Below are 14,577 nucleotides of genomic sequence, written 5' to 3' on the forward strand. Positions count from 1 at the left end.
TTGATAATCCACTTTATAGTCCAATGATAATTTTTCTAATTCATCCTTTGGAATATAATTTAAAACTTCTGAAACCTTCATAGTTTCTCCCTAAATTACATAATTTTAAGGTTTCGAACACTTATGATTTATAATCCGTGCAAAACACTTAAAAACAAAATTAAAACTTTTCAGTGTCATTTGTTGCAACCAAAATATCTCTGTTAAAATTGAATTAACTAAAAAGACAGTCACTTTAGCGTGACCGTCTTTTATTATCTACATAACTGTTATCGCTTACTCATACTCAGCACGGAAAACATTTCCGCGCTATCTGGGTTTTTATTTCTAATATGTACTTATTAATAAATCTATTAAATCATCAATCGATAATTGCGTTTTTATATTTTTAATTTTATCTTCAAACTCAGTACTTAAAGCACCTGAAAGAAGCTTGTTTTTGTGTAAATGAGCTAAATGAGCTAAATTTTCTATTTCAAGTAACTCATCACCCGTTAGCTTGCATTTTTTGTTTAAAATTCCTCTAAAATCTTCTCCACAATTATTCTTATATTCTTTTATTCGTTGTTCTAAAAAAATCATTTGTTTTATTTTGGTGTTAATAAAGGTGTCCATTCTTTTCCATACTTTGTTAAAGTAGGATATTCAACTCGAAACCAAGTAGATCGAGAACTAATATTACTCATATGAATTCCTGTATTTCTATATGTCCCAAACATAGTAAATACGGGACCATTAGCATTCCTGGCAAACACATAAGACAATCCATCCCACATTTTTCTATTCAAATATGGAGAAATTGGTTTAAGTAATCTCTCCATACCTACACCAGCTCTGCCGTACCAAGTCATGTCAAGTGTTTTCATTCCATTTTTTAATGCATAAGCTTGAGCTGCCGATTGTGACCCTTCTCCTACCCAAAAAACTCTACCAATAGATGAGCCACTAAGGCCTCTTGCAACCCCACCAGTAGCCACCGTCAATCCAAGTTCTAAAGATGTTCCACCTAAGAAACCGCCATAGGTTCTTCCTGCTCCATAATAATTTCCTCTTGCAAGAGATGAACCCACACTGCTTGCGGTTTGTAAACCACCAATCGTTCTACCAATAGTAGCACTATATGCCGTATATCCCGGGATAAAGTTTTTCCAGCCTCCTGCTCCCATATGCTGTTTCCAGGCTTCCCATGGATTACTAAATACACCAGAGACGCTATCTCCTATACCACTCCAAAAATCCTTAACGCTGGATATAGCTCCGTTGGTTGCAGCTCCTGCAATAGAATTAGTACTATTCTCCAAACTGGCTAAAACTCCTCCTATTCTATTAGCTTCACTTGCAAAATATCGTGTCCAGGGATTTAAATCCCCTGCCGACACACTATATGTACGACCATACTGAGCCGTTAACGCCTGCGACTCCCGATACGCTGCATAATTCTGATCAACAATTCCGCCCTGACCATAGGTTGGGTTTGTGCCATAAAACACATCTGTATTAGAGCCAAAAGGATCATAACTAAACCCTGCCGGCACATAGGAATCAGTCATATTATAATTAGCAAAATAATCCTGTGCACTACTATATGAATCTGCCCCGCTTGGGTCTGCGTAATATACGGGATTATTATCAAAAGCCGAGTATGGTGAGTACATAAAATGTACTACCAGGTCTTGTGCGGTCCACCGCGCGATCGCGGGATCATAGCTGCGCAGGGGCATCTCATAAAGATCTATCCCCAGGTCTTCGTTAAGCTCTATCCCGTTAAATCCATAGTTGTGTTTACGCCCTCTTTTTATACTCCTGGGATCGCTACTGCCATAGTTATGTTGCAGCCCAAAAGCATAATAGTGTTTCTCCTCTCGTATCTCGCTGGCATCTACCATCCCATCACCATTGTCATCGGCATAGGACAATCGTACATTGCCCAAATGGTCGGTGTATTGGTATATGTAGGTATATGAGATTGCAGCGCTACCACTCGCAATGACAGGTTCTATATATCCTTCTGAGAAATGAATATATTCTGGATAGGTATTCGTATCGGTATATACAAAGGTTCCAGCGTATTGGGTGGTTTTGGGGGTATTGTTTACTGTAGTAGTTTTGGATAATTTACTACCTCCAGCAGTATATACCATCTGGGTAGTCGAGGTTTGACTGCCTTGTACTACAGTAATTTGTGTGGGTAGATTAAGGTGATTATATATAATATTAGTAATCCCTTTATTAAGATCCTGGGTCATATTACCATCGATATCATAAGCATAATCATTACCACTATTGATCCCTTCTTTAAATCCTTCTGGGTTACCAGTCAGATCAGCTACCTTAAGAAGTTTGTTACCGCTATCATAGGTATATTGTAAATAATCTACAGTCCCTCCTTGATGGTTTTCACGAAAACCTCCAGTAATATTACCATTTTTGTCAAATGAAAAAGATTCTGAGAGGACCCCTGGATCGATTAAATCCCCTTTAAAAAATACAGATTCTGTTAAACGATTATGAGCATCATATCCATACATATACCCATATTTTTTGTTGTCATTAGAGGTTTTCCAATGGGTACTACTAATATTACCATTATAATATGCTATTGAAAAAGAAGAAGGACCATTCTGAAGATTTGTTTTGGTATACGCTACCTTACACGCAAACAGGTCATCTCCTAGATCTGCATCGGGATCGTTGATGTGGGTGAGCCAACCGCGGATATTGTATTTGTAATCGATGGTTTGCAACCCTTCGACTCCGCTCAGGGTTCCATTACTGCTGCCGCTCGCAGAGACAGTGCCTCCTACTTTTTTATTTTCTAATTGTCCCAACTCGTCATAGCTGTTTCTGGCTACTATTTCTACCTTTTCGGTAGTGGTTTGTGTAGGTTCACCGCAGGATTCTGATAAGGAGTTATCGCCTATACACTGCTTTTCATCTAGTAAACGTCCTGCATGGTCATAAGTAAACGTTTGCTGGGTAACAATCTCTGCGTTGGTTCCTTTTTTATGGTAGGATCTTGATTTTAGTAGTTTACCAGTAAAATCAAGTTGTAGTTTCACTACATCGGTAGTTTGCAAGTATGGGTTATCAGAAAAAGTATATACTGCGCTGCCATCATTATCATAATAGATTACAGAAGTAATCCAATGATGGGTGCCTAGTACTTTTTCTTTGGTTCCTGTGGCAAAATCCTGTGTATTTTGGGTGATCACTTCTCCATAGACATTGGCATGAGCAATTGCTTCTGGCTTGCTAGTACGGTCGAACTCGTACGTATCATAATAATTGATCGTATGTAACTCTGTTATATTAGTAGGAAATACGGTATTGGTATAATACAACTGATTCTCGAATCCTGCAATCGGGCTTGTTGTTTTGCTTTCATACAATGCATTTATAGGCAATGCACTTACCATAGTTTGCAATGCACTCCTGGTACTACTATCGGTATACATCCCAGTATATATGACTCTGCCTAAAAAATCATATTTGGTAAACAGCCATTTATGTTCTGCTTTTAATTTGGCAGACTGCACCAGAACGGGCTGTCCCAAGTCATTATACACAGTACTTTCCAATCCTTTACCCGGATCTTTTTTCTCAATAACGGCACCGCTGCTATTGTATTTGTATTGATATCCAAGTTCGGCAAGTTCTATGGCACTTATACCGTCTGTTACTTTTACTTTTGGTGATAATACAAAACTTAGGTTACCGTAATCATCGTATATACTATAGGTATCTAATCCTGCTTTACGAGACAATACAGTCTGCCCTTGTTGGTTTACAAAAGTTTCTATAGTTTTTCCGTCTTCATCGGTTACGGTGGATTTTTGCAATTCTTTATAGGCATAAAAACCATCTTCGACCAAAGTAGGGTTTGCTAAACTGTTACCAGTATAGCTTACTTTATATTTTCTAACTTCGTTTGCTGCATTAAACCCCCGGTCAAATTTCACTTCATGTCCGCTCCCCATGTGCCAATCGTACCCAGGAGCTGCTTGTTGTAGAGGTCTACTTCCTGGAGTATTATCATATAAAGATTCGCTATACGGAACCACCTTTGGGTAAGGAGTTGATTCTCCTTGATCTGATAGATACTCCTGATAAAACTCTCTTACATCGTGTGTGACATTTTCTTGATTTGTTTTTTGCAAAAACGAGCCTCCATTAGTTGTAGAAGTATACGGTAAGAACTGTTGTTTTTGTCTCCCCATATAATCATAGGTATGTATTTGTACCATATCATTTCCTTTGGGCGATTGACCAATAGCAATACTCTTTATGGTTCTTCCTAATCCATCATAATAAGTCACTCCTTCGATGACATCATGTTGTTTACTAATCGTATTTATATCTTGTATGGGTATCTGTGGTACTGCGGTATAGACATAATTCTCATGATTAGAAAGCAATGGTTTTCTATAATTTGTAGTGGCACATCCCTGATTTTCTCCTGCTTCTGTAGGACACATATCCAAATTATTATCCACATATCCGGTGGGCTTGGCACATCCCGTAACTGTTATTGGTACGCTGGCAGGGTCTCCAAAACCATCGTTATCTATATCTGTGTACCATTGCGTAACCGAAATCTGGTTTGCTGATCCTGCTACAAGATCTACATTAAGTGGTAATGCGCCACCCCATGTTTGGGAAGTAGTGTCATAATACCTTAGGTAATAATTTCCTGATTCATATACTATGGTTTCATCAGCTTCATATTCATTATCATCTCTACCATTTCCTGTTTTTACTAGCCGAGATTGTATTTTCATTGTTGTAGAAGTACCATTTGGAGTTAATTGCCAGTACCACGCTCTTCCATTTGGTATATCTGCATTTGTTTTTAATACTGCAGTATAACAATCTATATAGGATACTGCTACCCCGGCATATGTAGCCATGTTATCAGGGTCTTTAACCGTAATATTTTTATCTGTATATTCAATTTTTTCCTGCAAAATAGGTGTTGGGTCTTGTGAAGTACCTGACATCCATTGTTGTAATCCTGTATACAACAAATATCCTTGCCCTACAGAAGTCCAACGCACTGTGATGGCATCGGTGGTCGCATTAAAATGAGTGATCACGCCTCCATAAACCTGCCAATTATTAATATCTCCCCTGGGTACAAAGGTTTCAGGAGATCTAGTTACAACAGTATAACTGCGTTCTTGATTAAGAAACGATATGGGATCATAATTGTCTACATTTTCTATTCCCAATTGTCCATAGGTATGGGTAATAACTAAAAAAGTAAGAAGTGCTATTATTTTATGTATATATTTCATCTTGTCTTCTTATTTTTTGGTGTTATACAATGTATGGTTAATAATATTTCCTTCATTATCTTTTGTAATCGTTAGACGATGACGATCATCATACTCAAAAAAGGTTTTTTGTTTTCGAGAGTCCATCGTAAATTTTACTAATCCGGTGTTGACATCATAGTTGGTATACGCACACCTTGCGTAAGGGTAGTGTTCTGTGAGATAGTCTATCAAATAGCTCACTTCATCAACTTGTTGCTGATCGGTATTGATCTGTTGTAAGGCCTCAATTACATTAGATGCTGCTCCCCCAGATGCAGGAATCGCTGTTAATGCTGCATGAGTGATATTACTAATTACCAGAAAGGGTTTTCTATCCTGTGGTGTATAGAAGGTGTATCCCGATGTATTTCTATTGGTACTCACTTCATAAGGTACTCCCTGATTCGAATATTGATCATAGGTAGTAATTATGAGATGCTCAGGGTCTGATGTTTGCACCTGTCCTGTAGTGCTTACCCCTAATTGAGTTCCTGCCAGGGTAAGGGATTCGGTATTGGGTGCAGGACTCCATTGATAACTTTTAGAAGGAACGACCATGTTGTTATGGATTTTAAATTCTGAAACACTAGTCCCCAAGGCATAGGTAGTTCCTTTGTTTTCTATCGTACTCTTTTTTGAGATTTGTGGCAAAATATTATCAACAACCATCTTATTGATCACAGGGTTTGATGTGCTATACTCATATGGATAGGTATAGGTGGTTTTCTGTTTCTGATGATGATCAGTATATGTGATGCCTTCCTTTATTTTGTGATAGGTAGTATCATATGTATACCTTGCCACACTGTGTAGCTTTACATCGATAGTGTCTTCTGCTGTAAACGTAGTGGCTATGTATTGATGTAGATGTGAGTTCTTAAAAAACTTATCTGTATACTCGTCATAGGTATACGTCCTCCTTTCGCTCAAAAAATTGGGTTTGTCATAAAGCTTATATAATTTACCCCAACCTTTGTGGGTTACAATTTGTGGGATATAGCTATCCTCATGTTGCGGATCGTTATCTGCAGTATAAAAATATCTTGTTTTGGATACAGGTTTTCCTTCGGCATCAAATTGAAGTGTTGCTATTAATTTGGTCTGTTTAGCACTGCTTTTTGACCCAAATACAGGTATTTTACTCAGGCTATATTCTCCTGTAGCAGCGATACTAAATTCTTCCTGGTGAGGCATTGATGCACTTGGTTCTACATCAAATATGCTAATTACCGAAGATCCATTAGGCAGTAATTTTTCGATAGCATTATGACTTTTTCTATCATCCAAAAGGTTAGTCAGTCCTATTTTTTCTTTTTCTGAGACTGTTCTATATACTATGGTTGACTTATTACCTTTATTATCATCATATACTATTTTATCGATTTGAATGGGTTCTACTTTTGGCTGTTTTTTTCCATTTCTATTTTGATAATGATACACTATACTTCCTTTGGTTGGTAGTGTAATCTTTTTAAGCAACCCTATATGTGCCAGGTTTGCAACAGATATATGGCCTGACGGAATAAAAACTGCACCATGTATATTATCTTCAATAAAATAACATATTCTATCATTATTTGTCTGCCTGTCTTCATAAGGTATACTCGAGTCATAATTTATATTATACCGATGCCCATATCCATAGTGATTGTATCTGGAGTATGCTCCTTTTTCATAATATCCAAATTGATTTCTATGAAAACTATCATAATCGGGCAGACTATTGTTTAACTCATACTCAAAAACATAAGGTTCTTCATTGTTAATTTTTATGCTTTTCAAAAAAGGTCTTTTATTATAAAGGTCGTACCCTAATACAGCACTTTTTGCCGGAATACCTACACCGCTTACATCTATTCTATCTAGTTTATGTCCATCATGTGCGCCCACAACATTTTCTAAATTAGAATACTGAAATTGTATATTGATGGTATTATGTATCGTGATCGACTTTAGATTGGATCTTTTTATATACTTTCTGGGAATAGCAGTAGCTTCTCTATATGTACATATAGATGCTGTATCAAATTTATTGGGAATTTCTGGGTACAAACCTTCTGTATTCTGAAATATCCCTACACTCTCGTCTACTTTTTGTAACCTGCTGTCGGGAGTATTTATATAAGCAATATCAAAAGGATGATATTCATATACTACAGTATTACCATTGGGTGCTACAATCCTGGTTAGATTCCATGTGGTTATAACCGGTCTTTTTTGCAGAGGGAAGCTTGAGTCTTCTGTATTCCATTGTAAGTTGTTATAATTTCCTCCAAAATAATATTTGTATCCATTATCTGCAGTGATTATGATCTGAGAGTCTGCGGGTTTACGGGGATCAAAAATAGTTTTTTCTGAGCGTTGCTCGGCAAAACCAGAAAGATCTACTTTAAGGTGATACGGACCATTAGGCACTACTTTGGCTGAGCCATCCAGATCTATAAAAAACTTACCTGAAATTCCTCCGCCAAAATTAAACTGAAACTCATCTGGATTTACCTCATAAGGATCATTAAATGTCCCCACATGATAATAGTTGTCATGTACATTTAACACCGACCTATCCATGATTTGCGTTTTGGTAGGATGATGTTTTTTGATCCCGGTATAGTATCCATCCAGATTAATTGGGTTATCGTCTCCATCCGTAAGGTTTCTATCATCTCGCAGTTCATCCTCAACCCCATTTACAGTTCTGGTAATTGCGCCTCCAGTGTTTAAAAACCAGTTATGTCCAACTTCACTTTCTCGTTTTGCCGGCTGAAAACCTTGTGAGGAATAATGCAAACCAATATTGATGTTAAATCCAAATTCATTAATAGTACAAATGGGGATATCCTTTTCCATTCGCCTATTGTACCTTGAAGCAGAACCATTGCCAAAATCTACAAAATCTTGTGCTTGTGCAGAGTTTTGTGCTGATAATGAAGCAATGCCAGTAATACATGTAACTAAAAATACTTTAAAAATTGTTCGCATCATTTTTACTTGATTTATGTTTTTTTGTTTTCCCGGGACAAGAATAATAAAAGCCAGTTTCATTTTTCGGGACTCGGAGATTATAAAAGTTAAACTGTTGTTAAATAGACGACGAAAGCTGTCAGTTTAATAAGGATGAACCTCACTGTTTTTTAAAATACTAGCCATAATAACCGATTTAATGACTCCATAACAGTCAATCACTTTTTAAAAACGCCCAATAGGACGTCATCCTAGTAGTTATAGGATGTTCGAGAGGACATACAGACCTTTAAAACCACCCCATAGGGGGTGTCTGATACCCCCTATGGGGTGGTCATTATGACCTAAAGGGGGTTACATGCGACCTATTGGTCGTTATTAGCATCTGATTCCTTGTTTTCTTCGAGAACTGTAGAGCTACGCCCTGGGAATTGGCTTGATAAATCTTTATAAATGTTAGTAGTACCTGCTACGTTTTGTTGGCTGATGAGCTTAATGTTGCGGTAATATGCTATTGCTGCGTTATAAATATCGGTACTTAGTAGTTTAGAAGTATCGTCTAAACTCTCATAAACAGAAGTAATACGTCTTAAGATAGGGATGATGTCCTCTCTGGCTTTTACATCTTTATCAAACTCTTTTTTATCCAGATAGAAAGGCACAAGCTCAGGCTTCTGTTCCATATACTCACCAACTTTTTTGACCCAATTCTCTGTTTTATCACCAAGTTTACCGTATAGCTGACGTTCTTCAGAGGTTAAATTGATCACTTTACTGCTAATGATTTTTTCAATGGTCGAGATTGATTGCTTAATCTGGTCTACTTCCTGTGTAGAAAATTCAGTTGAAATTAAATTATTCATTGTCATATTACTATGTTTTTAATACAATCCTAAAGACTGCTTTATTATTAAGGGACTAAAGTAAATATTGAGCATATAGTTACATTACAGAAATCTGTAAACGAGATCTTTATATTTTTTAACGATAGTAATTGTTGGGTGGCTATTTTATATAACTACTCATAATATCTAAGATATCCTAGCATAGAAATGTTTTCTGTGTAGAGAAAGAGTATGAAAATCAAACTCTCTTTATGCAATCAAGGAAACATTGAATATGTATCTCTATGACGTCTGATCAAAATTGTGTTACAAGTATCATAACCCTTTGTCTATCTTTGTTATTAAAACACACTGCATTAAAATATGAAAAACGAAAACAGCAAAGAGCAGCCCAATAATCCATTACATGGTGTTAAACTGGTAGATGTTTTGGAACATTTGGTAAGTCAATATAGTTGGGAAGGGCTAGGATCTAGGATTAACATTCAATGCTTTAAGAGTAATCCTTCTATCAAATCTAGTCTTAAGTTTCTGAGAAAAACGCCTTGGGCTAGGGAAAAAGTAGAGAAATTGTATTTAGAATCTATTTAGGAATAAGAGCAAAAAAGCTGGGTTATTAGCCCAGCCTTCTTTAGTGCTTATAATAATTCAATTATTCTTTAATAATCTTTTTAGTGACATTAAGAGTTCCGTTTACATTTGAAGCACGTACCACATAAAATCCTTTAGGATAATCACTCATATTTACAGAGACTTTAGACTGTCCATTATTAAGTCTAACGGATTGGTTATATACCGTTTTACCGGTTACATCTGTAATCATAATATCTACATCTCCTTTAGTAATTGATGTACTAAATTCTATAGATAATTGATCCAGAACAGGATTAGGAGAGACAGCTACTTCTGCTTCTTCTATACCAAACTCTTCATTAAACATTTCACTTTCCATAGCTGTTGGGTTATCTGCATAAGCAACTGCATTTTTACCAGCAATACGTTCTCCGTTTTCAAGACATACGATTGCATCTAGATCATATCCATCTGCAAACCAAGGAAAAATAGCTCGATTACTAATATCCACAACTTTAATAAATTTAGCAGAACGTAAATTACCAGTTGCAAGATCAAATTCTCCGTCCTGACATGTCGTTCCCAAAGAAACGAAGTTTACACCATCTTGTGAAGCAAAGACTTCTGCAGACTCAGGATAATAGTTACAAGGAATATTATCAAAGAATCCTGTAGATTCGAATACCGCAAATTCATTAGTATCTTTGTTGTCAAAAATCTCATTGTTTAATTCTACGGTGATGGATCCACCAAATCCTAAGCTTACAAAATTAATAAATCGTCGTTCTCTTGGATTTCCTATAGCACGCTCAGGTCTGCTTCTAAAATAAGATATTCTTCTTCCATCTTTTCTTGGTCCTTGATCAAATGTGATAACTGATCCAACAGAACATTCATTGTCAACAAATTCAGTTTCTAGTAAGAATCGTGCAGAAACAGGTAAATGGTCTGAAGTGGTAAACGCATAATCATTATCATATACTTCATAATGAACAGTTACAGAATTTTGTATATACGCATCATCGAGTTCGTTGGTGATAGCAATATGATCAATCATATTATCTCTTGAAATAAAAGAACGAAATCCAGCTTCGCTTAATGCAGAAGAGACAATGGTATAATTAGCAGTATCGTCAACGTATTCCTGAAAACTAGAAATAGTGGATGGAATATCTGCTACGGTCTCATCTACGTCGTCATTATAGTCTCCCAGAAGAATAACTTTATTATTAGCAAAATTTACATCTAATGAATCTTTTAGTACTTCGACATCATACTTACGCATATCATATCTATTTTGCGGATCACTACTATTGTTTGCTCTGGCGTGTAATGCTATTAAATCTATACGCTCTGTTACTCCATTAATAGTAACATCTGCTGTCATTAAGAATGGTAACCTTCCGCTTGCATAAAAACGTGATGTTTCATCTGGATAGTTGACCAAAGCAGAGTCATCTCCACCATTATATAATGGATGAATAGAAGTAAACATTGCTCTGGTTTTTACTACAGAAACAGTTTCAGTATTATAAATAAACCCAACTTTTTGAGATACTCTACCAGAGCCAGGCCCAGAGACGGCATCAGACAGAATATAATCATAACCAGGTAATTGTGCTACCAATTCACCAAACAAGGCGTCATCAGCAATCTCTTCTACTGCGTATACGTCAGCATTTAATTTTCTTAACACAGTAGCAGTACTATCTCTTTGGATAGCATCAGACATAGGGTTTTGGCCTACTGGTGAGTTATTTTCATCACCAAACCACTCGATATTCCATGTTACAACATCAAAAGTGTCTTCTTTTGGGAAACCTACGGTGTCTCCAGGTGGAATAAATTCTACTGCACAAGGAATATCAGATTCTTGCCTTGGTAACAATTGGAAGAATTCTCTAAAACGTCCCACTACTCCTGTGATTTCTGAACAAGTAGCAGGCTGTGCTTTTCCTACCACAGAAGCTACGTCATTGTCGATACGTAATTCTCCATTTCCGCTAGCATCAGTAAGCGTGAAGTTAGCGTTTCCAAACAAAAGATCACCTGGATTTGGAAAGGTGGTATTAAGAACACGAACAAGTTCACCTGGATGGTTTGCAAGTTCTGTAAGCGTAATGTCTAAAGGGGTAATAGGATTCTGCGGAAGACCGTTATTTACTACTTCTGCTACAGAACTGATCTGAATCTGATCATTAAAAGCAGCTCTGACCCCTGTTATTGTAACAGAATCTCCAACTTTTATGTTAGCGTCTGCTTGTACCAGATCATCAAAAACGGCAATACCACCTGTAGCATCTTGTATAAATGCAGGGCCATTAAAACTATCGGTAACCGTTAATACTCCGGCAATAGTTACAGGAGTGCCTTCTGCCAGTGCTCTGGCTTCAGCAATAGTTACAGGTTCACCTGGTGTTACAATAACACCATCATTATCAGTACCTGGTGTAGGAGCTTTTGCTACATAAGAATCTGTATTACGAGCGCCTCCTTGTCCGTTGGGTACTCTCTGCAGGGATTCACCATCTTTACTTCCATTTGCGTTCTCATTAACTTGTGGTTGATCTGCATTTAGTAATACTAACAACTCTGCATCGTCATTATCATCTGTATCATACACAATGGCATCGATGATATTTTCTGTGGTAACTGCTGTTCCGTTAGGAAAGCTGGTAGCGTCACCAAAATATAAGACTACAGCATCAGCACCGTTTTGGAAAGAATTTCCTGGTACCACTAGTCCAACATTGGCAACATCTGCATTTCCAATTACAAAATATCCTTCGGCATTTGTAGAGAATCCATCCAGATCGATAGCATTATAACTTGTATTGTTACTTCCATTATAATTTACCAATACATACCCGTCAAGAGAAGTATTTCCTGTTCCACCATCATATAATTCTACAAACTCCAATGCATCTGAACCTTGAGTATCTGCATCCAATTCGTTAATAATAAGATTGACAACCTCTGTTGCATTTGTATTAGCTGCTCCTGGAGTAGGAATAGCTTGTGTATATGAAGTTGTATTTCTTAATCCTCCCGTTCCATTAGGAAAACGTTGTAAAGATTGAAAATCCTTATCTCCTTTTTCATCCTCATTTACCTGAGGTTCTCCAGCATTTAATAAGACCAATAATTCTATATCATCACTATCGTTAGTGTCATATACAATAGCATCAATTAAGTTTTCAGTAGTTACGGCACTTCCGTTAGGAAAATTAGTAGCTTCTGTTTTATACAACGCTACCGCATCAGCTCCATTTTGTAATCCATTACCAGGAAATGTTATACTTACATTGGCAACATCAGCATTTCCGATAACAAAATATCCATTAGCATTGGTTGTAGAACCAGTTAAGTCATAGGTAGCATAACTTTGGTTATTAGAACCGTTAAAGAATACTAATATATGCCCGTCCAAAGAAGTATTTCCTGCTCCGCCGTCAAACAATTCAACAAATTCCAGAACGTCAGATCCATCTGTATCTGCGTCAATTTCGTTGATTACTAATACGGTTGGATCAACATTGTCAATAACAACGTTTTCGCGATTAGGAGTGTTAACTGCTTCTCCCGGTTCTGCAATAGCTGCTGGAAAACTAGGTAATCCACTCCCATCAAAATCATTTCTAGTCCATTCAGTTACAACATCGGTATCTTGACCGTTTGGAAACCTTGAAGCCCCACCAACAGTAAATGAATTTCCATCAAAAGATTGCAATAATGTAACGGTAGCATAATTAAGATCTGATGCACCACCATCATTAACTCCGATGTCATCTATACGTTCTTCCCAAGGTGTAATATCCAAAATACCATCATCATTGGTATCAAGATCTTGCCCTAGATTTCCTGTAAAGTTTTTTACAAGAAGTAACGCTACAGTTCCGTTTTCATAAGTATTACTACCAAATGGAGTAGTGAAGTATCCATTAACATCGGTAGTCCCAAGTTGTATTACCTCATCTATAGTTCCAGAAGCATTACTATCTCCTTCAATTTCTAATATCCAATATTCACTTAGATCAGTTTCTGATCCAGCCAATATCTCTACAAATTCGTCTGTATCTGATCCTGTATGGTTAAATAAAAACTCATTAATTACAGGAACGATAACTGGTGTTCCAAAAGTTTGATTTGTGTTTACTGCTCCATAAGTGTTTGTAGGTGTAGTTTCCCAAATAAATTCTGATGCTACTGTGCCGGCTCCTGATAATTGTAAAGAAGCACCTACACTTGTACTACTAGATTCTGATACTCCAATATCTGTACTTGTTACCCCAGCTGCAGGACCGTCAACTGCTGTTATAACGCCTTCATAACTTAGAAACTGAATTACAGCATTATTATTATCTACTAAGGCGATCCCGTCAGGAGAACCATTTTGTAATCCATTCACAGGAAGAATTTCTACTAAGGTTCCAAAACCATTTTGTTGGTCAGGAAGCATTCCAGAAATTGATATTGTATTGTAAACAGAATTGTTTGATCCATTATACAAAACAATGCTCCAACCAGAAAGATCTGTTCCTGCAACCCCTGCGATTTCTATTGCTTCTTCTACGTCTGTACTTGCATTATCGTAGTGAATTTCATTAATAAATACAGACTGCGTAAATCCATTTTGAGCCCCTAAAAAACAAGAGATGACAAATGGAATTAAAAGTAATTTTAATTTCATGACTATTAGTTTGTTTGTGTGATTTTTTGCGTTACGCAAGGTATGGCATTAGATCGATTTGATCATTCTTACTATGTTAAAAAAACTTTAACAAGTAATTTTTCTGTTATTGAATTTATCTGAAACCTAGAGATTTAAACATATAGAAGACATTAAGCCAAATGAAGAATAAAAAGTAAAGGGTGAAAAAGAC

Annotated in this window: 6 protein-coding genes; 1 reads left to right on the forward strand and 5 read right to left on the reverse strand. The window is 36.7% G+C overall.

Annotation, left to right across the window (positions count from 1 at the left end):
- Positions 1-327: 327 nt before the first annotated feature.
- The 4 genes from FOF46_RS08660 to FOF46_RS08675 all read right to left on the reverse strand — a co-directional run bounded on the left by FOF46_RS08660 (position 328) and on the right by FOF46_RS08675 (position 9,145).
- Positions 328-582: a hypothetical protein gene (locus tag FOF46_RS08660; RefSeq protein ID WP_167571775.1), complete on the reverse strand. Its 255-nt coding sequence runs from the start codon at positions 580-582 to the stop codon at positions 328-330.
- A 5-nt stretch (positions 583-587) separates the two neighbouring features.
- A complete protein-coding gene (locus FOF46_RS08665; RefSeq protein ID WP_143916176.1) occupies positions 588-5,294 on the reverse strand; it encodes a DUF6443 domain-containing protein in 4,707 nt (1,568 codons plus the stop codon).
- Positions 5,295-5,303: 9 nt separating this feature from the next.
- Positions 5,304-8,297: a hypothetical protein gene (locus FOF46_RS08670; protein ID WP_143916177.1), complete on the reverse strand. Its 2,994-nt coding sequence runs from the start codon at positions 8,295-8,297 to the stop codon at positions 5,304-5,306.
- Positions 8,298-8,641: 344 nt separating this feature from the next.
- Entirely contained in the window at positions 8,642-9,145 is a 504-nt protein-coding gene (locus FOF46_RS08675; protein WP_208746764.1) for a hypothetical protein, read from the reverse strand.
- Positions 9,146-9,484: 339 nt separating this feature from the next.
- Here FOF46_RS08675 and FOF46_RS08680 point away from each other — a divergent pair, with 339 nt between their 5' ends.
- Entirely contained in the window at positions 9,485-9,712 is a 228-nt protein-coding gene (locus FOF46_RS08680) for a VF530 family protein (protein WP_143916179.1), read from the forward strand.
- Between the two features lie 61 nt (positions 9,713-9,773).
- Here FOF46_RS08680 and FOF46_RS08685 read toward each other — a convergent pair whose 3' ends face one another.
- The gene (locus tag FOF46_RS08685; RefSeq protein ID WP_143916180.1) at positions 9,774-14,384 is read right to left on the reverse strand and encodes a T9SS type A sorting domain-containing protein; all 4,611 of its coding nucleotides are present in this window, start codon (positions 14,382-14,384) and stop codon (positions 9,774-9,776) included.
- Positions 14,385-14,577 lie beyond the last annotated feature (193 nt).

The organism is Aquimarina algiphila, from assembly GCF_007489275.1.
GTDB lineage: Bacteria > Bacteroidota > Bacteroidia > Flavobacteriales > Flavobacteriaceae > Aquimarina > Aquimarina algiphila.